The 26,621-nt window shown below is 64.3% G+C and carries 10 protein-coding genes; 6 read left to right on the top strand and 4 right to left on the bottom strand.

Annotated features, from left to right (window positions below; genetic code table 11):
• Positions 1-1,532 precede the first annotated feature (1,532 nt).
• The 5 genes from VJ811_RS01815 (at position 1,533) to VJ811_RS01795 (ending at position 8,922) form a co-directional block, all read left to right on the top strand.
• Positions 1,533-2,153 (top strand): hypothetical protein, encoded by a 621-nt coding sequence (locus VJ811_RS01815; protein WP_324070562.1) that lies wholly within the window; start codon positions 1,533-1,535, stop codon positions 2,151-2,153.
• Positions 2,154-2,304: 151 nt separating this feature from the next.
• On the top strand, positions 2,305-7,230 hold the full coding sequence (locus VJ811_RS01810) for a YadA-like family protein (protein ID WP_324070561.1): 4,926 nt from the start codon (positions 2,305-2,307) through the stop codon (positions 7,228-7,230).
• A gap of 41 nt (positions 7,231-7,271) precedes the next feature.
• Complete coding sequence (locus VJ811_RS01805) at positions 7,272-7,712, top strand: hypothetical protein (RefSeq protein ID WP_324070560.1); 441 nt, start codon at positions 7,272-7,274, stop codon at positions 7,710-7,712.
• Positions 7,713-7,731: 19 nt separating this feature from the next.
• On the top strand, positions 7,732-8,262 hold the full coding sequence (locus tag VJ811_RS01800; protein WP_324070559.1) for an OmpH family outer membrane protein: 531 nt from the start codon (positions 7,732-7,734) through the stop codon (positions 8,260-8,262).
• Positions 8,263-8,631: 369 nt separating this feature from the next.
• Positions 8,632-8,922 carry a DUF1153 domain-containing protein gene (locus tag VJ811_RS01795; protein ID WP_324070558.1) on the top strand — a complete coding sequence of 97 codons (291 nt, stop codon included), beginning with the start codon at positions 8,632-8,634 and terminating at the stop codon, positions 8,920-8,922.
• Positions 8,923-9,562: 640 nt separating this feature from the next.
• Here the strand turns inward: VJ811_RS01795 and VJ811_RS01790 are convergent.
• Positions 9,563-10,942 carry a tetratricopeptide repeat-containing sulfotransferase family protein gene (locus VJ811_RS01790; protein ID WP_324070557.1) on the bottom strand — a complete coding sequence of 460 codons (1,380 nt, stop codon included), beginning with the start codon at positions 10,940-10,942 and terminating at the stop codon, positions 9,563-9,565.
• Between the two features lie 34 nt (positions 10,943-10,976).
• Positions 10,977-24,947: an autotransporter-associated beta strand repeat-containing protein gene (locus VJ811_RS01785; protein ID WP_324070556.1), complete on the bottom strand. Its 13,971-nt coding sequence runs from the start codon at positions 24,945-24,947 to the stop codon at positions 10,977-10,979.
• Between the two features lie 172 nt (positions 24,948-25,119).
• On the opposite strand from VJ811_RS01785, the gene VJ811_RS01780 reads away from it, so the two are divergent.
• On the top strand, positions 25,120-26,055 hold the full coding sequence (locus VJ811_RS01780; protein ID WP_324070555.1) for a helix-turn-helix domain-containing protein: 936 nt from the start codon (positions 25,120-25,122) through the stop codon (positions 26,053-26,055).
• A 111-nt stretch (positions 26,056-26,166) separates the two neighbouring features.
• On the opposite strand, the gene VJ811_RS01775 is transcribed toward VJ811_RS01780, so the two are convergent.
• Positions 26,167-26,316 (bottom strand): hypothetical protein, encoded by a 150-nt coding sequence (locus VJ811_RS01775; RefSeq protein WP_324070554.1) that lies wholly within the window; start codon positions 26,314-26,316, stop codon positions 26,167-26,169.
• The coding region (locus VJ811_RS01770; RefSeq protein ID WP_324070553.1) for a helicase HerA-like domain-containing protein at positions 26,313-26,621 on the bottom strand (309 nt) is incomplete at its 5' end. The genes VJ811_RS01775 and VJ811_RS01770, both read right to left, overlap by 4 nt.

Raw genomic sequence — 26,621 nt, 5'->3', positions numbered from 1 at the left:
TGCACGATTGCGATCGTTCAACAATGCCTGTCGAGAGCGATATCGAGAGCGCACCATCAAGTGCCAAGACCAAAACATAGACGCGTGCGCTATGCCTAAACCACTCGGAATCCGCGGATATTGGCCTGCCTGTCGAGCCAGAACGCATCGTTCTCGAAGCGATGAAAAATGTCCGGCGGCAATATCGTCCTGCGGTCGTGCGCGGTCACCTTGTCGCCGACCGCGCCCGCCTATCGGCTTCCGGCGGCAGACCGGGAAAAAGCGGGCGTAGGGGCATAGCAATCTCGGTGATGGCCCGATCCACAGGTTCACATAGAGATTCGCGTGTAAATTTCCCGCCGCGAACTTATGCGCCGGGTCGGTACAGGACCGTCGCCTTCTGGTAAGTGACCGCTTTTTCGACAGTTACGCCTTGCGCGGATAGGGCGAATCAGGCAGTTTGAACGCACTCGGCAAGGATGCCGGAGCAGGATAAAGCGGCTACGGCTCCAACGACGGGGCCGGTCCGCGCGGCAGGTGGGGAGTCTTTCGCCGCACTCCAACAGGCAATGAAGCCGTCAGGATGCGCCCGCGTGGCGGCCGTCCTGGCGGCTTTTTCATTGCCCGTCTTAGAGGGGGATGAACAATGACGTATAAATCGAGTTTCCGGGCAAGCGAGCTGACTGCGAAGCCGGAAAGCGGACGGCCCCCTGAATGGACGCTTCAGGCCGCATACCACGACTATCGCAGCGATCGCGTCAGCCGAGCCTATGGCAACGCGATCGACTGCTCGCGAACGCGAGGTTGGCAAAGTCGCCGCCTCCGCGCTCTACGCGCATTACAATGCCGACGGTTTGCGGCCGACACCGATAGATTTCGCACCAACTGGGCTGGATACTCATGGAACGTCACCCCTTAGGCCGCGTCCGACACTCGCCACCCGCCACCATCGGTCGAGACCGGAAGCGCCGGTTGCCGTATCTGACAACATATTGGAAACGATAACAAAGTGACTTTTCACGCTCGATCCAATGTGTCACTATATCATCACCATGATATTGGTAGCGGGGCGGATGAGATCGCGAGAATATCTGGCGCGACCTCCTCGTCCGCATTTTATCGGCCGCATTTTTTTTGAAATTTGGACGCACGGCGTGCGGATGCGTTGCGATGACGCGTGTCAGGACAAGGGCGTCAGATACGGAACTGGTAAGGTATCGCGCCGTACAGCTTCAATCGATAGAATAATAAGGCTCAAGTTATGACGTAACTATATTTTAGATAAACATTCAGATTTTTTCGAGCCTTTAAATAAAGGCGATATAGCTCTTGATCGCTTCTAGCTCAAGAATAGGAAATCTGTATCTGTGTAATTATATTTTAATTATATGTTAAGTATCTTTTTTCAAAAATATATTTGACGACCCCAATGTCATTACATATCCCTATCCATATGAAATATAGTGATTCACTAATTTACAAATATGTAAGTTAGACTTTTTTTACAACTATGTAAATAGCTTGGTATTTCAATAAAAATAGGGGGTCGTCACATGAGCTATGAGGCAGGGATCTATAATAAGCGGACGGGAAGCCGGACGCTTTCGGCGCGGAAGAGGTTGCATATTCTCGTCGCGGGTCCGATGATCGCCTGTGTAGCGAGCGCGCCCGCATCGGCGGCGCCCACTGCGACCCCGTCGGCTCGGACGGCACCCGACACACTGTCACCGGGCACGCGAGTATTCGCCGAACAGGCAGGGAAACTCGGGGCACAGAAGTGCGCCCGCCTTTATTCGGTGCTGGGCGATCTGGTGTCGCAGGGCGCCAACTATGCGGTTCGCACCGAGACGAACAAGCAAGCGCCCGATGCGCATCCCATCCAAGGGGCGGTCGGGATGACCTATAATCTGCCCGATCTGAAGGGACAGGCCGCGGGACTGGTCTTCGCCGCGCCCGTCGCGAACGGCTGCGAAGGCCATTTCGTGCGGATTGCCCCGTTTCAGAAACCCTGTGAGCAGGTCGTGAAAGACCTGCCGGCGGGGAGCGTTGGCGCAGCCAATTTGTCGGGCGTTCCGGTCTATCAGCTCGGCGGTGGTCAGGGGCAGGCGCTGATGATCCCGAGCGGCGCAAGCTGCGTGGTCGTTACCGTCACGCCGGGTAGCCAAGCACTCTAGACAGAAGCCGTCAGCCAGCGCCCGCGGGCGCTGCTGCAGAATTTTTCAATCACACATTGCAGATTCCGGGCGTGCGTCACCGCGCAACGGTCCTCTGCACCCTTTCAGCACCGGATCGCGCATGTGGCCGGGACAAAGCAGGAGAAGCATTATGGACAAGATCGACACCGTATCGAACGGACGGCGCATGGCGGAATTCGCGCAAAACTGGACGCCGGGTGCGAATGGCATGGGCTGGTCGCAGCGGCGCCGGCTGATGGCGGTGCTGCGCCGCGCGCACCGCGTGTTGGGCATGAAGCGCGACACGCTGGGGCTTGGCGCGTTCGGCGGCGGCGGCCGCGCAGCGCTGCTCTCATCGGTCGGTCCTGCTGGCCTGATCGGCGGTCTCGCGGTGATCGCGGCGGGTGGCATAGCCGCGCCGGCCTATGCGCAATATCAGGCCGGCGGCGGTTCGGCGACGGCTCCCAACTCCATCGCCATCGGCAACGCGTCGGCATCCGGATCAGGCTCGATTGCCGAGGGCGTCAACGCCAATGCCGGCGCCACCAACGCCGTCGCGATCGGCGTCGGGTCGATCGCATCGGAGGTCAACACGATCTATCTCGGCGCGCGCACGGTGCCCGGCACGGGCGCCACGGGCGGCGGAGCTATCGCAATCGGCACGGACGTAACAGCAAGCGACTCATGGGCCGTCGCGATCGGGCTTCAGAGCACAGCCTCAGGCCCGGCCGCTGTGGCACTGGGCCGCCTCAGTATAGCGTCAAACAGTGCCGCTACCGCCGTTGGCAACCGCGCCCAGGCGACGGGGGACAGCGCGACCGCACTCGGTGCGCAGGCCTTGGCCATTGGTGCAAGCACCGTCGCCGTGGGCCAAGGTGCCGGCGCGGGATCTACCACGGGCAATGCCAGCTCCGTTGCGGTTGGCATTGCTGCCGGCACGCTCGTTCAAGGCGCGCAGAATACCGCGTTGGGGGGTGGCATCGCCAGTGTGATGCGCGGCGCCGGTTCCGGCGTCACGGGGGTACGCAACGTCGCCCTCGGAACCGGCGATGGCACCGTCGCCTATGACGCTACGCTCTCCGCATCCGCAGGCAATCTGGTCACGGGCAGCGACAACGTCGCGATCGGAACCAATGCCGGTATCGGCGTCGCTGCCAACGGGACGACGTCGATCGGCCACAATGCCAGAGCTAGCCAGACCAACGGCACTGCCATCGGCTTTGGAGCAACCGCCACCGGCGTGAACGCCATCTATCTGGGCGGACGCACCGGCGCCGGAACGGGTGCTCTCGCACAAAGCGCCATCGCCATCGGGACGGACGTAACGGCAAATGTGGCGGACGCCACCGCGATCGGACGCCAAAGCGTGGCATCGGCCCAATTCGCAGTCGCGATCGGAGTAAATTCCCGTGCATCGGGCATAAGCTCGTCAACTCTCGGTCCCAATGCAAATGCTTCGGGTAACTTCGCATTGGCACTAGGCAATGCTGCTGTGTCGAGCGGAATCGGCTCGATTGCGATCGGGTCGGGCGCCGAAGGTACGGACATTGCCGCTGTAGCGCTCGGCAACGGCACCCGTGCGACCCTCGCGCGCTCGACAGCGCTGGGGGTTAGCGCTTTGGCGAGCGGCGCAAGCGCGCTGGCCATGGGCGACACCGCGAATGCGAGCGCCCAGAATGCGATAGCTGCTGGAACGAACGCCGTCGCGGACTCCGCTGACTCGGTCGCCATCGGCACAGGCACCAGGGCCACCGGCGGCAAGGCGGTGGCAATCGGCGCGGGCAACGTCGCCAATGGCGACGGCGCGGTGGCGATCGGCGACCCCAGCACCGCGACCGGCGATGGCGCGGTGGCGCAGGGCAAGGATAACACCGCGACCGGCAATGGTTCGGTCGCGATGGGCAATACCAACATGGTCGGCGGCGGCGGTCAGGCGATCAGCACGCCCGGCACGGCGGCGCAGGGCGCGGTCGGCATTGGCTATCAGAACACCGTCATCGGTCAGGGCTCGGTCGCGATCGGCAGCACCAGCAGCGCGCTGGCGGCGGGCGCCGTGGCGTTCGGCGATACGGCGGTCGCAAACAATGCGGGCGATGTGGCGCTAGGCTCGGGCAGCGTGACCGACGTGGCGGTTGCCACAACGAACGCTACTATCAACGGCACAAACTACGCCTTCGCCGGCACCACGCCCACCCGCACGGTGAGTGTCGGCGCCGCCGGCACCGAACGGACGATCACCAATGTTGCAGCAGGCCGAATCAGCGGTAGCTCGACCGACGCGATCAACGGTTCGCAGCTGTTCGCGACCAACCAGGCGGTGGACAGCATCGGCACGCAAGTGACACAGAACACCACCGACATCACCAATCTCGACGGGCGCGTGACGACCACGGAAGGCGATATCACCAATCTCGACGGCCGGGTGACAATGGTAGAAGGCGATATCACCAACCTCGGCAACACGATCACCAACATCAATAATGGCGCGGGGATCAAATATTTTCACGCCAACTCGGCGCTGGCGGACAGCCAGGCGCTGGGTACGGACTCGGTAGCGATCGGCCCGAACGCGGTCGCCAACAATGCCGGGGACATCGCTTTGGGCAATGGTTCGACCACCGACGTTGCGGTGGCGACCACGGGTACGACGATCGGCGGCACCAACTATGCCTTTGCGGGCATCGCGCCGACGTCGACGCTGAGCATCGGTGCGTTGGGTGCCGAACGGACGATCACCAATGTCGCGGCAGGCCGGATCGACGGCAGCTCGACCGACGCGGTGAATGGCTCGCAGTTGTTCGCGACGAACACGCAGGTGACCCAGAACACCACCGATATCGCCACTCTCGACGGGCGCGTGACGACCGTCGAGGGCGATGTCACCAATCTCGACGGAAGGGTGACGACCGTCGAGGGCGACGTCGCCAATCTCGATGGGCGGGTGACCACGGTCGAGGGCGACGTCGCCAATCTCGATGGGCGGGTGACCACGGTCGAGGGAGACATCGTCAATCTCGATAACCGCGTAACCACCGTCGAGGGCACCGTAACCAACCTCGGCGATGCGCTCACCGAAATCGCCGGCGACACCTCGACCACTTACACGGACGCGAATGGCGATGGCATTCGTTATGCTCGCACCAATGAAACCGGCCTCGCGGAAACTGATGCTTTCGCGCAAGGCGTGGGTTCGACCGCGCTCGGCTATCAGGCGGCCGCTACCGGGACGAATACGGTCGCGCTGGGCCGGGACAGTCAGGCGACCATCGACGGGTCGCTGGCGCTCGGTTCGGGCTCAGTCGCCGATCGCGCGATCGCGCCAATCAGCGGCACGATCCCCGCGGGCATTGGCTTCGTTCCCTATAATACCACCGATGCGACGCTGCTGGGCGCAGTCTCGGTCGGCAATGCGGCGACGAGCGAATATCGCCAGATCACCAATGTCGCCGACGGCACCGCGGCGCAGGACGCCGTGACGCTTCGCCAGTTGCAGGGCGCGATCTCGTCGGTCTCGGTGACGCCGATCCAATATTTCCACGCCAACTCGAGCGCGGTGGACTCGCTAGCGGCCGGTGCGGAATCGATCGCGGTCGGTCCGACCACGGTGGTCAACGGCGACAATGGCATCGGCATCGGCAATGGCGCGATCGTCGACCAGACCGCGCCGGGAGGTACGGCGATCGGCCAGAACGCCCGTGTCAGCCTAGCTGACGGTATCGCCTTCGGCACCAACTCGATTGCCAACGGCATCCAGTCGATCGCGATCGGCCCCGGCGCCAATGCGAGCTTCGCGGGCAGTGTAGCGCTCGGTGCAGGCGCGACGACAAGCGTGGGTTCGCGGACCGGCTATGCGGGGTATGGCCTTGCCGCGCCGCAAAACTCGGCGGGCGAGGTTTCGGTGGGCAGCGCAGGGGCGGAGCGGCAGCTGACCAATGTCGCCGCGGGCTCGGCCCCGACCGATGCGGTCAACGTCAGCCAGCTCAATCAGGTGGCGCAGAATACTGCCACCAGCCTGGGTGGCGGAGCGTCCTATGATCCGACCACGGGCGCTTATACCGGGCCGACCTATAATGTAGGCGGAAACACCTATAATAATGTCGGCGATGCGCTCGGTGCCCAGAATACGGCGGTCACCAATCTCGACAATCGCGTAACCACGGTAGAAAGCAACGTCACCAATCTTGGCGACAGCGTCGCGGCGGGTCTCGGTGGCGGCTCGACTTATAATTCGACGACCGGAACGGTGACGACGAACCTCAATGTCGGTGGCAATAATTACAACAACGTCAACGACGCGCTGCAGGCGCTGAACCAGACGGCGAGCGCCGGCTGGAACATCCAGGCCAATGGCGGACCTTCGACCAATATCGCGTCGAACGGTACGCTCAACGTGACCGCGGGTTCGAACACGGTGGTGACGCTGAGCGGCAATCAGCTGCAAATCGCCATGGCGGACAATCCGACGTTCAATGGCGTGGTCAATGCCAATGGCGGCCTCAATGTGGGCGCCAACACCAGTGTCAACATGGGCGGTAATGTCGTCCAGAATGTCGGAGCCGGCGCGATAAACGCCACTTCGACCGATGCGGTGAACGGGTCGCAGCTCTATCCGATCCAACAGCTGGCCAATAATTCGGTGCAATATGATGCCGCCGGCAACTCCGTGACGTTCAATCCGGGCGGATCGGCCACAACGCTGCACAATGTCGCGGCCGGCGTCGCGCCGACCGATGCGGTCAATGTCCAGCAGCTGGGCGACGGGCTCGCGAACACGCTCCAGTCGGCCAACGCCTACACCGATTCGCGGCTGGCGAACTTCGAGTTCGATCTGGGCAACGCGCGACGTGACAGCTTTGCCGGGACGGCGGGCGCGCTTGCCGCGGCGGGGCTTCCGCAGGCCTTCGAACCCGGCCGCGGAATGCTCGCTTTCGGCGCGGGCACCTATCGCGGGCAGTCGGCATTCGCGCTCGGGTTGTCGCGCGTGATGGATGACGGCCGCACCGTCATCAAGGCCGGCGCGACCTACGACACGCAGCAACGCGCCGGAGCGAACGTGGGCGTCGGGTTCCAGTTCTAATTTCGTCCATCATCGATCGCTTTTTCCTCAAGGAGGATGTCATGAAAACCAAGTTCTTCGCCACCCTTTGTCTCTCGGGCGCCTGTTTGACGAGTCCGGCCCTAGCCTTTGAACACGCCCCCTCGCCTGCATCGTCCGCCCCCACCTATCAGGCGACGGTCGATCCCGCAGCCTTTCGGCCGGTGGTGCTCGAGCACAAGAAGCTGGGCGTCACCACAACCCCGGCCACGATCCGGCTGATCACGCCCGGCGTCGACAAGTTCAGCATCTATCCGCTGATCGGCGCGCCGCATTTTGCCGAAGGGATTACGCGGCGATGGAATTATGTCCTGTTTTTCCCAGTCGCACCGGGAAGCACGGAACGGGTGCGCTGCCGCATGGAAATCCGGTTCGAACGCCCGCGCGGGCACTATAGCGTCGTGGTGTCCGAAGTCGTGTGGCAGGAGCAATCCTGCGCCGACCGGGTTGCGGCGGCAAGCTGATTGGGCAAGAGGTGGCGTCATGCGCATAATCATACTGTTCGCCGCCTCTGCCTTCTCCTTCGCCAGCGTCACCGCGTCGGCGCAGACCTTCGGCCCGCCGATCCAGGGCCTTTGCCTGCTCTCCCGGAACGGCGCTATCGCCGCGTCGCGGGCCGGCCAGTCGATGCAGGCCCAGCTTAAGCAGATGCAGGGTGCGCTGTCGGGCGATCTCGCCCGGCAGCGCTCCTCGATCGATCAACAACGCCGAACGCTTGAGGCGCGGCAGAACTCGACGGCGCCGATAGAATATCAGCGGCAAGTTTCCGCTCTCAACCAGCAAGCGCAGTCGATTGAACAGCAGCAAAATCTGCGATTCATTTCAGCGCAAACGCGCGGGCAGCAGCAGATCGACCAAGCTCTCAATACGGCGTTGGGCCGTATGGTGACGAAAGCCAACTGCAGCGTCGTCCTCGAGCGCGATAACAGCTACGGCTGGAACAACGCGATGGATATCACGCCGGCCGTCACCCGCGAAATGGATGCTCTGCTTCAGAGCGTGGCGTTGCAATAACGAAACCGGATATGATGGACTAGCGTGCGATGCGCTTGACCTCCCGCCGTAAATTAACGAGATGCTTACCTCGACAGCCGATCTGGTTACATGCAGCGAAAACTGAAAAGCAGTGAGCTTGTGAGCTTCATGCTCCTGCTAGTGGCCCTATTGGTCCTCGCGCTGAGATAATGATCGATCCGGACGCGCGCGCCAACGGTCGAACGATAGCTTGTGCGTCATTTTCTTTGTGCGCAGGTGCCAACCTCAAAATCGCTTAGTCAGCCTGCTGCATGGTCGCCTTGTCACACGCTGACAATTGGCAACATCTTGTTAACCAATTTGGCGCAAGCTCGGTTTGGGGCCACGTTGGCGGCGCGAGCCGTGCGAATGGAGTTCTTCGCGGTGTTCGAATGCGACACGAAGCCTACATCGGTCATCGGACCGTTCGGTCGTCTGACGATCGGTGATTTGCCGTCCTCGTCCACCACCTATTGGGTGAGCCGGCGCAAGGCCGAAGTGCTCGCCGCGATCGACGGCGGTTTGCTGACGGTCGACGAGGCCTGCGAGCGATATCGATTAGGTCTCGAGGAGATTGTTGCGTGGCGGCGCTCGATGGCCGACGCCGGCGTAGCCGGACTTCGCATTACGAAGGACCGCCGCTATCGTCATCCCTTGTAATTTGAACCAGAAATGCCGCGCCACCCCCACCACTGCGCGCGGTATCGACGGGACGGCGCGAGCTAGTTGGTCCTTCTCGCGCCGTCCTTATTTTGGGGCGGCTAGCCAATGCTGTTCTGTGATGGGTCAAGGTCTGGCTACTCGGTCCTGAGCGGATGATGCCTTGGAGTGACCGCGTTCTTCGCGTGCTCAATATCGGCACTTGATGGGGTCAGCCGGGTGCGAGCGTGGATTGGTTGAAACCGCCGTCGGTCGACGGGTCGGCCGCATGCTACAGAATAGGCGCCAGCATCTGCTCCCTTCGCTCCCGCTCGGGAGCTCGGTGCGGCCTCCTGTCTTGTATTGCGGCCAAAGGTCAGGCCTGCTGGAACTCAGTGCTATTGCGCAGCATCCCGAGCCGGAACGCCGCAATAGCTGCTGCGCGGGATTTCACCATCGCCGGAACGCGGCGGTTGGCCGAGGCTGATCTACCTCAAGAGTTCTTGGTCGAATGTGGCCGAGAGGGGACTGACAGCTTTCGGGGACGGATCTTGAGAAGCAGACACTGCTGATCTGCCAAGGCGGGAAAAGCGACGGCTTGCGATAGCCGGGTCCCATTTCAATCAGCCGCGCGCGCTACGGATATCATTGACTCGATGTTTCAGGCTCTCAAAGGTTCAAGCCATCGTTCATAAGCGCACCAACGATCAAGGCCGTCGCGATTGATAGGTCTTCGAACCTGCTGGGCGCTCGGCGTATGGACCGCGCGTGAATTTTCATGGAAGCGCAGACAGGCGGGATCGAAAGGGAGGTCCAGCCGGGTGAGCAGGCGGCGCACTTCGCCATCTAGGTCTTTGACAACCTGCTCATAATCCGTCCGGTGAAGGACGCCTGGGGTAATCCTCTCAAAATGACTGATCGCATCGACATAAAGCTGATAATAGCGTCCAAGATCGAACAGGTTTGTAGGCACGCTGGTACGGCTGTTGAAATAAGTCGTAAATGTCGAAAAACAGCAGGCGATCCGGTGCCGCCGCACGTCGACGATTTTCGCTTGCGGCAAGATAAGTCGGATCAGACCGAGAAATTGCCAGTTCGCAGGCATCTTGTCGGTGAAGAAGGGGCGATCGGTGCGTCTATATCGGCGTATGGATGCCAGATAGCTCTCGCCCAGCCCTCGGAGTTCTACTGCATCGAGCGTTGCCCAGCCGGCGGGTGAAGCGCCGCCGATCCGCGTCGCGATCTTCTTGAGCTCGGATAATTCGCCCAGCCCCTCTACCAATGGATGACTGGCAAGGATCTGCTCGATCAAGGTGGAGCCCGATCGCGGCATGCCGATGATGAAGATCGGGGTGGACGCCCCGTTGTCCGGTTTAGCGCGCCGTGCGAGCAGATCAGGTGTAAAAACGGCTTCGATCTCTCGGACAAGGTCGCTCGTCGCTTCCGCAGCATATGGAACCAGCCGCCCTCGAAGATCATTTGCCAATTCATAATGGCGAAAGGACGCCTCGAACCCTCCAAGGTCGGCATAGGCCTTTCCCATGGCGAAATGAAGCTGGACCGTGCCGAGGTCGTCTCGCGCTTGTCCGAGCGCCTGCTCCATCCGTGCGATGTCGTCGGCCTCGAACGGTATGACCCGAAGGTCGGCGAGCCCCCACCATGCAAACCCGCTGGCGGGATCAATCGCCAGCGAACGCCGGTACGCGGCGACCGCATCGGCGAGACGTCCGACCGTCCTCAGGGCATGGCCATAGTTGACCCAAGGAATCGCCGCCTGCGATGCGCGCTCGATCAACGCCTCGTGGACAACCAGCGCCTCGTCTGCGCGACGCTCGGCGTCGAGCACCGCGGCCTTGAGTGAAAGCGCCCACAGCTTATCCGGTTGGCGGTCAAATATCATGCCGAGCAGAGCCAGCGCATCGTCGCAACGCCCTTCACTGCACAAGAAGGAACAAAGATCGGCATAAGCCTGCACCGAACCGGACGAACGCTCGACCGCCTGCCGCAACAGATGCTCCTGATGGCCCATGGCGCCGATCACCTTCGCTGTTTCGCCGACGTCGTCAACCGCGTCGCTAGAAGCGCATCCGGAAGCCCGCGTTGCCGCGTAGGCTGTTGCTGTCGCCGAAATCCTTGAGCGCCGTGTTGGCGGACACTTCAGAGTATATGGTGAACCGTCCATTTGCCCAGCTGTAGCTGCCACCAAAACCAATCTCGCCCCAGAGCCGATCGTCCTGGCGGGCGAGCGGGGTGCCGGAGACATCAACGATGCTTCCGTCGAGCCATTCATAGTTGAGATTGACGATGCCATAGAGATGGCTCTGCCGAGATCCGTTGCCGCCATCCCAGCTCCGCTGGTGATCGAGCGAGATGCCCCAACGGCTCCGCAGGCTGTCACCCTTGTCGGTCGCTACCGATGCCTCATTCGGATCGGCGAACCTGTCGAATCGCACATTGGAGTAGGTCATCTGGATCTGCGGCGTGACACTGAGACCGCCGTCAAGCGGAGCACGCTTGCCAAGTTCGAGACTGAACGCTTCGCCCGAGCCGTGATTGTCATCGACCAGTTTGCCCAGCACCGCCGAGTCCAGATCGCTGCGATACCAGCTCATCTGCGCCTGGGCATCGGCATAGAAGCCGCTGCTCTCGTACCAGGTCAGCGTCGCGCCGACGGCATAGCCGCGGATATCGATCGAGCCGTCGCCGAACCGCGAGCGGACCTGGGCATCGGCCTTGCCATAGCGACCGTTGATGCCGGCGATGATCACATCCTCGGCGTTGTCGACAAGCGCCTTGTCGAATCCCGCCTGGAGCGACCAATTGTCGACGTCGAGATCGGTGCCGCCGGTCGAGAAGGCTGCATCGGGACGATGGCGGGTGCTTTCGATGCGGCCCCACATGCCGACGCCGCCCTGGGTGAACCCCGACCATTGCCGGTTGCCCACCCGCTGCTGAAGCGTTCCCACGCGGTTCAGCGTCTGCAGCGTCGCGACATAGCTTTCATAGAGCGGCACGCCGGGCTGGTAGAGCGGACCTTGCGGTTCGTTCTGGGGATCGAGCAGCGCCGAGCGCAGATACCAGTCGCCATCGGCCGGCGTTGCAATGCCGCCCTGGAACAACCGGTAGCCGAAGGCACCCGCGATCACCGCCGGACTGCCCTCGAAGTTGTAATCGCCGCTCAGCGTGAACATGCCCGCCGACGTTCCGCCGGTCACGTCGATGATCTTGATGCCCTCGACCGTCTGGCCGCCCAGGCCGCCGCGATTGACGACGTTGATCGCCGCCGTGCCCGAGGTGCCGTTCGTCACGACCAGCCGGTCGCTCTGCGACCCGTCGCCGCCAAGCGCGGTCTCGATCTCGAGCGTGCCGCCCGCGCCGGTATAGCTCCCATTAATCGTGAGCGTGCCGAACCCGTCGCGGCCCGGTGCGATGGTTCCGGCATTGGTGACGCCGCCGACCGAGCCGGTGCCCTCGAGGCGGCTGCCGCTGTTGACGGTGACCGCCCCGCCAAGGCTGCCGGTGATCGCCAGCGTGCCGTCCGACACCGTGGCCGCGCCGGTATAGCCGCCATTGTCGCCGGTCACGAGCAGCGTGCCTGCGCCCGCCTTGGTCAGCGCGCCGGTTCCCGACAGCAGGCCATTGAAGGTGAAGGTTGTGCCGCTCGTGGTCGCGATCGTCCCCGCCCCCGCCATGGCGATCTCACGCGCGCTGGTGAGGCTGGCGCTGGTCGCCAGCGTGCCGCCGTCGAGCGTCACATCGCCTGAAGCGGCGCCGAGATTGGCATCGGCCGCGATCTGCACGGTGCCCCCGCTCACCAGCGTTCCGCCGGTATAGCTGTTGGCACCGCCAAGCACGAGCGTGCCGGCATCGGTCTTGACCAGCTGCGTGTCGCCCGAAAGCGCCGTAATGATCGTCGCGGTGAACCCGGCGCCCGCCGCGCTCCCGTCGCCGACGCGGATGGTCGATTGCGGACCCGTGAGCGCGACGCCGCCGCCGGCGATCGTGTAGCCGTTCACCGCAAACTGCATGCCGGCCGCAGTAACCGGGCCCAGGCCGTTGTCGACCGTCACCGTGCCGCCGGTGCCGCCGAAGATCGCGAAGGCTGCATCGGTATAGGGCGCGTTCACCGCGCCGGTGGCGTCGGTCCAGTTGTCGTTGCCGGTGCTCGCCTGCCAGGTGCCGTTGCCGCCATTGATCACGCCATTGTTCTTCGGCCCGGCCGTGCCGTCCCAGAAGTTGAGCGTAAGGCCAGCGCTGTTGACGAGGTTGACCTGGCCCGCGATCGAGGTCTGCACCGCGACGTCGCTGCCGGCCGGCAGCGATCCCAAAGCGAGGCCGTTGTTGGTGAGCGCACCGCCATAGTTGAACATGCGATAGACGCCGACGTCGAACGCGCCGCCCGTCGGCACGGTCACGTTGATCGTGCCATCGAGCACGAGGTTGCCGCCGACATTGACGAGATCGTTGAGCGCGCCACCCGCCATGTTGGCCGCGCCGAACTCATAAGCGAGCGTCGTGCCGGCGGCGAGCGACAGATCGCCGCCGATAGTCAGCGTGCCCGCTCCGTCCGCGCCCGGGGTCAGGATCGCGCCGTCGGCAAGCGTCACATTGCCGCCGATCGTGCCGGTGCCGCCGAGGCTTGCGCCCGAGGCGACGCTGGTCGCACCGGTCGCACCCGCAAAGTTGCCGTTGACCAGCAGCGTCCCTGCCGTGACGCTGGTCGCGCCGGCATGGCTGCCGGCGCCGCCAAAGACCAGCGTGCCGGCCCCATTCTTGGTCAGGCCGCCCGCGCCCGAGACCGCGCCGGTCAGCGTCAGCGTGGTGCCCGCATCGGTCAGGAATGTACTCGCGCCCGCAAGATCGGCGGCGCGCGCCGAGCTGAAGCTGGCCGTGGTGTGGAGCGTGCCCCCGTTAAGGCTCACGCCCCCGGCCGCCGCGCCGAGATTGGCATCGCTCGCGATGCGGATCGTGCCGCCGTTGATAGCGGTGCCGCCGGTATAGCTGTTGGCGCCCGAGAGCACGAGCGTGCCCGCGTCGGTCTTGACCAGCTGGGTCGCGCCGGTGATCGCGCTGTTGATGGTCGCTGTGTAGCCCGCCCCCGCCGCCGTACCGTCGCCCACCCGGACCACCGACTGCGGACCGGTCAGGGCCAGGTCTCCGCCGGTGATGGTGTAACCGTTGGCCGCAAACTGCAGGCCCGAGGCGGTGACCGCGCCCAAGCCGTTGTCGATCGTGACCGTGCCTGCCGCGCCGGTGAAGATCGCGAACGCGCCGTCGTCGAACGGCGCGTTGGCCGTGCCGGTGGCATCGGCCCAGTTGTCGTTGCCGGTACCGTTCTGCCACACACCATCGCCGCCATTGACCGCGCCGTTGAACTTCGGTCCGGCTGCGCCGTCCCAGAAGTTCAGCACCGCCGAGCCGGTGTTGATCAGATTGACCTGGTTCGCGACCGCGGTCTGGACGAACACATCGGCGCCGGTCGGCATGGCGCCGATCGCAAGGCCATTGTCGGTGAGCGTGCCGCCGTAATTGATCACGCGATAGAGGCCGATGTCGAACGCGCCGCCCGGGGTCACCGCAACGTTGATCGTGCCGTCGAGCGTCAGGTCGCCGCCGACATCGACCACGTCGTTGAGCGGGCTGCCCGGCGCGTTCGCGAGGCCGAAATCGTATGCGAGCAGCGAGCCGCCGGACAGGGCAAGGCTGCCATTGACGGTGAGCACACCCGCGCCGCCCGCGCCCGGCGCCAGCGTTGCGCCGTCGGCCAGCGTCACATCGCCGCCGATCGTGCCGGTGCCGCCGAGCGTCGCGCCCGAGGCGACGCTCGTCACGCCGGTCGCGGCGCTTTGGTCGCCATTGATCAGCAGCGTGCCGGCAAGGACGTCGGTCGCGCCGGTATAGCCGTTGGTGCCGGTGAGGAGGGTCGTGCCCGCGCCCGCTTGGGTGAGCGTACCGGTCCCGGAGATCAGCCCCGCGAAGGTCACCGCATCCGAACGGTTGAAGGCGAGCATGGCATTGTTCACGACATCGCCCGTGATGCCGCCGCTCGTGCCGCCGTTGCCGAGTTGCAGCGTGCCGCCACTGATCGTCGTGCCGCCCGTATAGCTGCTGGCGCCTGAGAGGATGGTGGTGCCGGTGCCGATCTGGTTGACCGCCCCGCTGCCCGTGATCGCGCCCACAAAGGTCGCCGCGTCCGAGCGGTTGAATGCCAGCACGCCGTTGTTGGCGACGTTCCCGGTGATCGAACCGCTGGTCCCGCCATTGCCGAGCTGAAGCGTTCCGGCAGCGATGGTCGTGCCGCCGGTGTAGGCATTGGCGGCCGTCAGCACGAGCGCCCCTACGCCGTCCTTGGTCAGCGCGCCCGCGCCCGAGACCGCACCGCCCAGCGTCAGCGTCGTGCCGTCGTCGGTGAGGAAGGTGCCTGTGCCCGCGAGATCCACCGCCCGGTTCGAATTCATGTCCGCCGTGGAATTGAGCGTGCCGCCGTCGAGCGCAAGTTCGCCCGCCGCATCGCCGAGGTTGGTATCGGCCGAGATGCGTAGCGTGCCGCCGCTCACCGTGGTGCCGCCCGCATAACTGTTGTTGCCGGTGAGCACGAGCGTGCCGGCATCGGTCTTGACCAGGCCTGCCGTGCCGGCGAGGGCTGCGTCGATCGTCGCCGTATAGCCCGCGCTTGCCGCGCTGCCGTCGCCGACCTGCACGATCGCCTGCGCGCCGGTGAGCGTCAGCGGATCGCCGTTTATGCGATAGCCGTCGCTTGCGAACTGCATGCCCGAAGCGAGGACAGTGCCGCCGCTATTGTCGACGCTCACCGTTCCGGGCGCGGCCGAGAAGATCGCGAAGCTATCCTGCGCATAATCGGCATTGGGCGTGCCTGAAGCACTGGTCCAGTTGTTGGAGCCGCCGCCGACCCGCCACACGCCGTCGCCGCCATTGACCGCGCCGTCATTCTTGGGGCCCGCGTTACCGTCCCAGAAGCTCAGCGTCAGCCCGGCGGTGTTGACGAGGTTGACCTGGCCCGCGATCGCCGTCTGCACCGACACGACGCTGCCACCCGGCAGCGCACCCAGCGCCAGGCCGTTGTCCGTCAAACTGCCGCCATAGTTGAACACGCGATAGATGCCCGGACCGAAACTGCCGCCCGTCGGCACCGAAACGTTGATCGTGCCGTCCAGCACCAGGTTGCCGCCGACATCGACCAGATCGTTGAGCGCGCCGCCCGCGACGTTCGCCGCGCCGAACTCGAAATCGAGCACCGAGCCGGCGCCGAGCGCTAGGTTACCGTTGATCGTCAACGTGCCGACATTGCCTGCCCCCGCAGCCAAAGTCGCGCCGTCGGCAAGCGTGACATCGCCGCCGATGATACCCGAGCCGCCAAGCAGTGCGCCGGACGCGACGCCGGTGAGGCCTGCCGCCGCCGATTGGTCGCCGTTCACGAATAGGCTGCCCGCGGTCACGTCGACATCGCCGCCGAAACTGTTGGTACCGGACAGGATGAGGCTGCCGGTCCCGGCCTTGGTGAACCCGCCCGTGCCGGAGATCACGCCGTTCAGCGTAAGGATCGTTTCGGTCTCGGTGGCCAGGGTGCCGGCGCCGATCAGATCGACCCCACGGCTCGACGTTACGTCCGCTGTGGTGTTGAGCGTGCCGCCGTTGAAACTCAGCCCGGCCCCCGCCGCACCAAGATTTACGTCGCTCGCGACGCGCAATGTCCCGCCGTTCACCGCGGTGCCGCCGGTGTAGCTGTTGGTCCCGGTCAGCACCAGCGTGCCGAGATCGGTCTTGACGAGTTGGCTCGCGCCCAGCAGTTGGGAGGAAATCGTGGCCGTGATCGCCGCGCCCGACGCCGAGCCGTCGCCGACACGGATCACCGAACCCGATGCGCCGGTCAGGCTGATCGGATCGCCTTCGATCACATAGCCGTCGCTCGCGAACTGCATGCCTGCGACGTTGATCGCACCAAGGCTCTGGTCGACCGTCACCGTTCCGCCGACGCCGCCGAAGATCGCGAACGCGCTGTCGAGGAACGGGGCGTTGATCGACGCATCGTCCAGCGTCCAGTTGTCGTTGCCCGATACGTTCTGCCACACGCCGTCGCCGCCGGTAATGACGCCATCGTTGCGTCCGCCCGCCGCCCCGTCCCAGAAGCGCAGCGCCAGGCCGTTGGTGTTGATGAGGTTGACCTGGCCGGCGACCGACGTCTGCACGAAGAAATCGGTGCCCGAGGGAATGGAGCCGATGGCAAGGCCATTGTTGGTCAGCGTGCCCGCATAGTTGATCACCCGGTAGATGCCCGGATCGAAGCTGCCGCCGGCGCTGGTGGTCACGTTGAGCGTGCCGGCAAGCGTAAGATCGCCGCCGACATTGACGAGGTCGTTGAACGCGCCGCCAACGACATTGGTCTGACCGAAGTCGTAATTGAGGAGCGCTCCGCCAGCCAGGGCGAGATTGCCGCCCACCGCAAGCGTGCCTGGTCCCGTACCGTCGCCCGGCGCGAGGATACCGCCGCCGGCAATCGCGACATCGCCGCCGATCGTGCCGGTACCGCCCAGGGTCGCGCCCGCAGCGACGCTTGTCGCACCGGTCGCGGCACTCTGGTCGCCATTGATGAGCAGCGTGCCCGCGCTCACAGCGGTTGAGCCAGCATAGCTGTTGGCGCCGATGAGGATGGTCGTGCCAGAGCCCATCTGGGCGAGCGTGCCGGCTCCGGAGATCAGGCCCGCGAAGGTCACCGCATCCGATCGGTTGAAGCTGAGCGCGGCATTGTTGACAACGTCGCCGGTGATGCCGCCGGTCGTCCCGCCGTTTCCGAGCCGAAGCTCCCCGGCGCTGATCGTCGTGCCGCTCGTATAGCTGCTGTTGCCGGTGAGGATGGTAGTGCCGGTGCCGATCTGGTTGACCATGCCGCCGCCCGTGACCGCGCCCGCAAAGGTCAGGCTGTCCGAGCGGTTGAATGCCAGCATGCCGTCATTGAATACATCGCCGGTGATGCTGCCCGCCGTCCCCCCGTCGCCGAGCTGCAGCGTGCCGGCGTCGATCGTCGTGCCACCGGCGTAAGTGTTGGCGGTGGTGAAGACGAGCGAACCCGCGCCATCCTTGGTCAGCGCGCCCGCGCCCGACGCAGCGCCGCCGAGCGTGAACGTCGTGCCGACATCGGTCAGGACCGTGCCCGCGCCCGCGAGATCGACCGTGCGGTTCGATGCGAAGCTGGCGGTCGTATTCAGCGTGCCGCCATTGAGGCTAAGCGCCCCGGTCGCGTCCCCCAGATTGGCGTCGGCCGAGACGCTGAGCGTGCCGCCGCCCACCTGGGTGCCGCCGGTGTAGCTGTTGATGCCGGTCAGGACGAGCGTGCCTGCCAGATCCTTGACCAGTCGCGCCGAGCCGGTGAGTTCGGCGGTGATGGTGGCGGCGATCCCGGCATCGGCTAGGCTGCCGTCGCCCGTGCGGATCAGGGCATCGGTACCGGTCAGCGTCAGCGGGCCCCCCGTAATCGTGTAACCGCCGACCGCGAACTGCATGCCCGCCGACAAGACATTGCCGCTGCTGTTATCGACGGTGACGGTCCCCGCCGTCCCCTGGAAGATCGCGAAGCTGTCCTGCGCATAGTCGGCATTGACCGTGCCGTTGACTTCGGTCCAGTCGTTCTGGCCGCCGCCTACAACCCAGGTGCCATCGCCGCCCTGGATCGTGCCGTCGTTCTTCGGCTGACCGGTGCCGTCCCAGAAATTGAGCGTGAGGCCGGCCGTGTTCGCCAGATTGACCTGACCGGCGATGGCAGTCTGGACGAACACGTCGCTGCCCGGCGGCATCGTGCCAACAGACAGGCCGTTGTCGGTCAGCGCGCCCGAATAATTGAGCATCCGATAGACGCCGGGACCGAAGCTGCCGCCGGGCGTCTGCGTCACGTTGACGATACCGTCGAGCGTCAGGTCGCCACCGACATTGACGAGATCGTTGAGCGGGCCGCCCGGCACGTTCGCCTGGCCGAACTCGAAATTGAGTTGCGACGTCCCGCCGAGCGCGAGGTTTCCATTGATTGCGAGCGAGCCGACGCCGTTCGAGCCGGCCGCCAGCGTGCCGCCATCGGCGACGGCGACGCTGCCGCCGATCGTGCCGGTGCCGCCGAACGTCGCGCCGGATGCCACGCTTGTCAGGCCCGTCGCGCCCGCCTGATTGCCGTTGACGAGCAATGTGCCCGAATTCACGGTCGTGGGACCAGCATAGCTGTTCGCGCCCGTCAGCACCGTCGTGCCCGGTCCCGACTGCGTCACCGATCCGCCGCCGATGATCGTCCCACCCATGGTCAGCGTGCCCGAGCGGTTGAACACCAGCGCGCCATTATTGAGGACATTGCCGGCGATGCTGCCGGACGCGCCGCCATCGCCGATGCGCAGCGTGCCGGCACTGATCGTCGTGCCGCCGGCGTAGGCGTTGTCCGCTGCCAGCACGAGCGTTCCGGCACCCGCCTTGGTCAGTGCGCCCGCACCAGAGACCGCGCCCGCCAGCGTCAAGGTCGTTCCGGTGTTGGTCGAGAAGGTGCCCGCGCCCACCAGGTTGGTGGCGCGACCGGATGTGAAGCTCGCCGTGCTGTTCAGCGTCCCGCCGTTGAAGGTTAGCCCCCCGCTCGCCGCGCCCAGATTGGTGTCGCTCGAGACTTGCAGCGTGCCCGCGTCGATGCGCGTCCCGCCCTGGTAGCTGTTCGCGCCCGTCAGGATCGTCGTGCCGGTGCCCATCTGCCGGACCGCACCGGTGCCCGAGATGGTGCCGCCGAAGCTATAGCTGTTATTCCGGTTGAAGCTGAGCGTGCCGTTGTTCGCGACGTTGCCCACAATGCTGCCGGTCGTCCCGCCATTGCCGAGTTGCAGCATGCCTTGGGCGATGGCCGTCCCGCCGGTATAGGTGCTGGTCCCGGTCAACACGGTGGTGCCAGTACCGAGTTGCTGGACGACGCCAGCGCCCTGAATGATGCCACCGATGGTCAGCGTGTCTGACCGGTTGAATCCCAGCGTCCCGCCGCCGACGACATTGATCGTGCCGCTGACGATCGATCCGGCGGTGCCGCCGTTGCCGACGATCAGCGTCCCGGCGTTCACATTGGTCGCGCCGGTGTAACTGTTGGTGCCGGTCAGTATCCATTTGCCGCTGTCATTCTTGGCGAGCGACGTAATGCTGGTCGCGTTCTGGTTGCCGATCGTCGCGCCCATGATATTATCGCCGGCATTGGTGCCGCCGAGCGCCATCACGCGCACGCCATTGCCCGAATAGGAAACGGCGCCCGTGTTGGTGAAATTGACAGCGCCGGTGCCGGAGGATTCGATGAAGGTCGACCCCACGGCCAACGTGAACCGCCGGTCGGTGCTGTCGCCGATGCCGGTGTAACGCAACGTCGAACCGCTACCGATGACCAGATTGGTGGCCGCGTTTGAGGACGCGCCGATGCTGCTCGCGCCGCCGCCGTCCGACAGCTTGTCGACGCCCAGCACGCCCCCGAGGATTTGGGTGGTCCCGGTATAGCTGCTGCCCGGATTGGTCAGGATCCAGGTGCCTGCGTCCTGCTTGATGAAAGAGGTGACGCCGGCACCATTGTTGTCGAGCCGCAGCCCGAACCGGTTGTCATCGGCATTGACGCCCCGAAGCTGAACGGTCTGGGCGGTGTTCGGATTGGCGAAGACGATCGCGTCCGTATTGGTAAAATTGACCGCACCCGTGCCCGAAGAATAGATCTGGGCCGAGCCGCCGATTGTCATCAGCCGGTCGGTGCTGTTGCCGGTGCCGACATAGTTGAGAAAGGCGTTGTCGATGACAAGGTTGCTGGCTGCGTTGCTCGACGCGCCGATCGAACTGTTGGTGCCGCCGTTGGTCAGGCATTGCACTTGCAGCCCGCCGCCGCTGACCGTCGTGCCGCCCGTGTAATTGCTGACGCAGCCGGACAGAACCTGCGTGCCGCCGCCCGCTTTGGTCAGGCTGCCCGTCCCGGTGATCAGACCGGCGTAGGTGGCAGTTCCATCGGTGAGCGTGAGATTCCCCGAGCCGAGCTGGATGTTGCCGCCCGCCGCGCCGCCGCCGCTCAGGACGTTCGTGGACATGTTGTAGCCGTTGAGGTCCAGCACCGCGCTCGCGACATTGGCGAGCGTGTAACTGCCCGTGCCAAACGCCGTCGCCGAACCGGCCCGCAGGATGCCAGCCTGCACGTTGACGCCGCCGCTATTATTGTTGTCGCCGGTCAGGACGAGCGTGCCCGCTCCATATTTCTGCAACTGTCCGGCGCCCGTCACGGTGCCGGTGAAGGTCAAGGTGGTTGCGGCGTTGTTGACGTCGATCTGGCCCGTGCTTTGCAGCGTAAAGCCGCGGTCGGTTGTCACGGTGCCGCCGGTATAGCGCAGCATCGATCCGATGAAGACAAGGTTGGACGAGGCGTTGCTCGAAGCACCGATGCCGCTGCTCGCGCCGCCGTTCGCCAGGCAATCTACGATCAGAAGACCCTGGATTGTGGTCACGCCGGTATAGGTGTTGTTGCAGCCCGTGAATGTCTGGGCGCCGCCACCCCCTTTGGTGAAGCCGCCGGTCCCGGTTATCGCGCCGCTGAACGTGGCGTTGTTGCTCTGCGATGTCAGCGTCGCCGAACCGAGGGTGACGAGACCACTGCCGTTGAGCCCGCCGACTGTGTTGTTGAAATTGGCGAGATCCAATGTCGCGGCGGCGTCGACGTTCATTGCGCTGGCCGCCGCACCAAACGCGCTGGTGGAGCCGGCGCGCAGCGTGCCCCCCATCACCCAGGTTTGGCCTGAATATGTGTTCGCGCCAGCCAGGATCAGTGTTCCGTCGCCATCCTTGGCGAGGCCGCCGGTGCCGACCGCGGTTCCGCTGACCGTCAGTACTGTCCCGGCGGTCGCCACGCCAATCCGACCGCCTCCGGCTCCCACCGTGAAGCCACGGTTCGTCGACGCCGTGCCGCCGTTATATTGCAGCCGTCCACCGCTCTGGAGAATGATGTTCGACGAAGCGGTGCTGGCCGCGCCAATGCCACTGGCAAGCCCGCCGCCCGCGAGCGCGTTGGTTGAAAGCGTGCCGCCCGAAATGGTGGTCACGCCGACATAGTTGTTCGTCGCGTTGTCGAGCGAGAGCGTGCCGGTTCCGGTTTTTACCAGGCCTTCGTCGTCGGGACTGGTGACCCGGCCGGTGAAGGTGAGGTTGGCGGTGCCGTCGACCTGGATCGTCGGCGTGCCCGAGCCGCCGTTGACGAGTGTGAAGCCGCGATCGCTGGTCGCCGTGCCGCCGGTATATTGCAGGGTTCCGTCTTGGAGCACCAGATTCGATGACGCCGCTCCGGAAGCGCCGATCGCGCTCGTCGCGCCGCCATTGGCGATGCTGTTCACGACAAGGCGGCCGTTGCTGAGCGTTGTCGCGCCGGTATAGCTGTTGGCGCCGGTCAGGCTGACGGTGCCCAGCCCGCCTTTGGTGAAACCCGTGGCGCCGCCATTGTCCACGATCGTCGATTCGATGCTGAGCGTGCCCGTGCCGTTGTGCAGCACCCCCAGCGCGCCGCCCGCGCCGGAAAGGCCCGTCAAATTGCCGCCGGTGATTGTCTGGTTGTTCGCGAGGACCGAGGGGGCGACGATGATCGTGCCGTCAACGCCCAGCGTCTGGCCGCCGGCAACGGTAACCGTCGTCGTAGCGTCGGGCGTGGTGAATTGCAGGCCGCCGAGCTGGATGCTGCTCCCGACCGTGCCGAAATAGCTGTCGGCATCGCCGTCGCTGTCGGAGATGAACTCGCCGGCCGCCCAGGTCGAGGCGTCGTCCTTGTCGATATAGTCGGTATCGGTAAAGGCAAGGATATTGCCGCCGACTACCTTTGCATAGTCGGTGCCGTTGACGGTCGCCCAGCCGCCCAGGCTGGTGTTGCTGGTCGTGAAGTTGCCGCTGGTCGGCAGATTGAAATTGACGATGCCGCCGGTTCGGGCAATCGCGCCGAAATTGACGGTCAGGCTTCCGCCGCTGCCCGACGTTCCGGTGATCGTGTTCGCGCCGGTGGTGATGTTGAGGCCGTCAAAGGTTTGGACATTGGGCTGGCCCGCGGCCCCCGCGATGCTCAGCGTGCCCCCGGACATGTTGAGCGTCGACGATGCGCCGATGATGTTGCTGGCCGGCGCGCCCGCCGCGGCGAAATTGAGCGCGACCGTGCCGCCCTCGATGCTGGTGTCGCCGCTGTAGGTGCTCGCGCCACTTAGCGTCAGCGTGCCCGTGCCACGCTTGATCAGCCCACCGCTTCCGGTGATGCTGCCCGCGAAGCTGTTCGCCGTCGTGGTGTCGAGCGTCAGCATGGCGCTGCCCAGCTCCAGCGTCCCCCCGGTGCCGTTCAGCGTCGGGGCGGCAAGGTTGAAACCGTTGAGGTCGAGCGTCCCGGCATTGATCGTAACGCCGGTCGTAGTGCCAAGCGCCGACGCATTGCCGGCCCGGAGCGTCCCGCCGTTCATCGTGATGGCGCCAGTCCGCGTGTTGAGGCCGTCCAGTATCCAGGTGGTACTGCCGCTGCTGGAGAGATGGCCGTTGCCTGAAATAATACCGGAGAAGCTGTTTATTCCGGCAAAGCTGCCGCCCAAAGTCAGGGTATCGGTCGACCCCGCGGGATTGAAGGCCAGATTGCCGCTGAGCGCCAACGCGCCCGTGCCGTCGTTGAGAATGGAGGTGGCGCCGTCGCTGCTCCATGTGCGGTTGCTGCTATCGCCCGACCCCGTGTAGCTGAGCTGGCCGAGATTGCCGAGGCTGATCGTCGGCGCCGTACCGAGCGAACTCGCAAGCCCCCCATCGGCGAGGACGGACGCCCGGACAATCCCGCCGGAAACTCCGGCATTGCCGGTGAATGTGTTTGCGCCGCCCAGCGTGATGCTGCCCGCGGCGCTGGCGCCGAACCCGACGTTCCCGCTGCCGCTGATCACCCCCAGCAGCTCAAGATCGGCCGTTTCGGCGATGAAGGACGTCGGCGTTACGGAAATGTCGCCAGTCAGGGTCAGCGTGCCGGTACCCCGCTGCCTGAACACGCGAGTTGGCCCGCCCGCCAGCACCCAGTTGCGGTTCGAGCTGTCGCCGTCGCCGGTGTAGACGATGGAATCCGAATATTGGCTTCCCCCGGCGAAGGTGATCGTGCCGTTAGCCACGGTCGTCGGTGCCCCGAGCGAACTTGCTTCACCGAGATTGCGGACCGACGAGAAGAAGACACTCCCCGACCCCTGACTCAAGCCGTTCAGCCGCGTCGTGCCGGTATAGGTGTTCGCGTCGTTGGTCAGCCTCGCGCCGCTGAAGACACTGATATTGCCGCTACCTGTAAGAAGGGCAGACCCTGTCCCGGCACCACTGACCGAGAGGGTCGTGCCGCCGCCGATGGCAACAGTCCGGTTGGTGGTCCCGGTATCGACAATAAGACCGGCGTTCGCTGTGGTCGTGATGTTGTTGCTGGCGTTGCCGAGAGCCGCATCATTGGCGACCCGCAAGGTCCCGCCACCCAGCGTTATGCCGCCGCTGAACGTGTTGGCACCGGTGAGGAAGAGCTGGGCGCCCCCGATCTTCGTAAGCCCGCTGGTTCCCGCGATCACCGAATTGATGGTCGTGTTACCAATCGTATTGATGGTTGGAGCGGTCCCGCCAAGTGTCAGGGTGTTTCCATTGATCACCCAGTTATTCACTGTCTGGAACGTCATGTTGTGGACCCTGATCGGCTCGATCAGATTCACGGTACCGACCGTCGTGGTCGTGCCGCCCGCGGTGATGCCAAAAATGGCGTTGTCGAGCGCGTTATTATCCCAGGTCCGGTAAGGTCCCAGCACGTCGCTGTTCGACTCGCTCCAGACCGGAGCGCTCGTGTTCCAGTCTCCGTTTCCGCCGCTGCCGGTTGCCGTGCCGTTGGCGTCCCAATAGCGGTCCTGGTCCTGCGCGCGCGCGATTGATGGCAGCCCGAACACGACGAGCGCGGAAAGCGAAGCACCGCAAAGCAAGCGAGCGGGGCCGAACCCGGCGCGCCTTCGCCCGGCCGGTGCGATACGCTTCGTCATGCTGCTTCCCCTTCGCCCTATGAAAGAATTTCTCGCATCCGCAACGCCCCAGGGAACGCATTAAGCAAGGAATTCAGGTGTATATCGTAAAGAGTTGTTGAATATTCGCTATCCGATATCGGAAGTCGCCGGGTTAACCACGATAGGGCTTCGAGGCTTTTTGGGGGGATGAATGAAAAAGCTGGTTGCGCGCGAGTTTCACGATCTCGATCACTTTCGCGAACAATTGCAGGGTCGCGACACGCCAGCGATCCAGATCGAACCCGGCCGGATCAGCATCCGGTTCCGGCGAATTAATCTGAGCGGCATGATCTTCAGCGATAACCGGGTGAACCGCCGGTTGATCGATCACTCGCGCATAGAATGCGGCTGGACCTATTTCGTCATCAATCTCGCGCCGGCCATTTTCTGCGGAATCACATTGAAAGAGAGCCATCTGACCATCCTCCAGCCAGGACGTGAATATCGCAGCGTCATTGCCAGCAACTGGCATGCTATCGGAATCATGATCGAGACATCCGTGCTGGCCGAAGAAGGCATCTCGCTGCCCCTTCGTTGCCTTTTGAAAACCGAAGACGCGTCCATTCGCTTGCCGGTCGAGCTTGTCGGCATTTTTCGCCGACTGGCGGAAACGGCATTTGACGGAAGCGACAGCAGACCGGTCGACCACGCTCGACTGCGCAGCACGATCTTGCGGGCACTGGACAAAGCGCTGAGGTTCGGCGCACCCGAACGGGATACTCCCCGTCCTCATCAACCCATTGGAGGCTATGACCTGACATCGAGGATGATCCGATATGTCGAAAGCCGGTTTGGTCAGCAAATCGGCGTGAATGAAGTTGCCGGTGACCTGAATGTTACGCCGCGCGCGCTGCATTATGCCGCCCGATCAATGCTCGGCATAAGTCCACTCGATCTGATCCTGACACTCCGCCTCAACCACGTCCGCAACGAACTTTGGGATATGCGCAGGTCCGAAGCGAGCATTACACATGCCGCGCTGACGCAGGACTTCGGACATCTCGGACGATTCTCCCAGCAATATCGCGCCTTATTCGGAGAATTGCCTTCGCAGACGCTGCAAAGGATCCGATCGCTCGTCGATTGACCGAAAAGCCCAAGCCGATCGCAGCATGTCGGCCAGCAGACTCAAATGGCTACTTTCAGTGAGTTATAACATAAGTGTGCCCGCGAAGGCGGGGATGACGAGGGTGGGCTATTACTCGGCTGGCTGCGGCATTCCGGCTGGCATCGCGCTCTCCCATTCGGCGCGCGCGCGGGGGATCATCGCCAAGGCCGCGCCCGCCGCGTCGCCCGGTTCTGAGACCGTCAGGCTCGCCCCCATCAGCGCGGCATCGGCTTCGCTCACTTGAACAGGCTGCCCAATATCCCGCGCATCAGCTGGCCGCCGAGCTTGCCCGCGACCTGACGCCCGAGGCTCGTCGCCGCCGAGCGCGCCGCGGACTGGACCATCTTTTCGGTCATCGACGGCTTCGCGGCTTCGCGCGCCGCGGCCTTTTCGAGCCGCAGCCGTTCGCGTTCCTCGGCCGCCTTGACCTTCGCCTCTTCCTTCGCGGCGATCGCGGCCTGCTTGTCGGCCTCGGCCTGCGCCTTGGCCTCGATCGCGGCGGCTTGCGCCTGCTCGGCCTTGGCGGCGAGCAGTTCCTCGGCGCT

The sequence above is a fragment of the Sphingopyxis sp. genome, assembly GCF_035250425.1.
In the GTDB taxonomy this organism is placed as follows: Bacteria; Pseudomonadota; Alphaproteobacteria; order Sphingomonadales; family Sphingomonadaceae; genus Sphingopyxis.
Note: the sequence above shows the minus strand (reverse complement) of the source record. Positions and strands in the feature narration are given on the sequence as shown.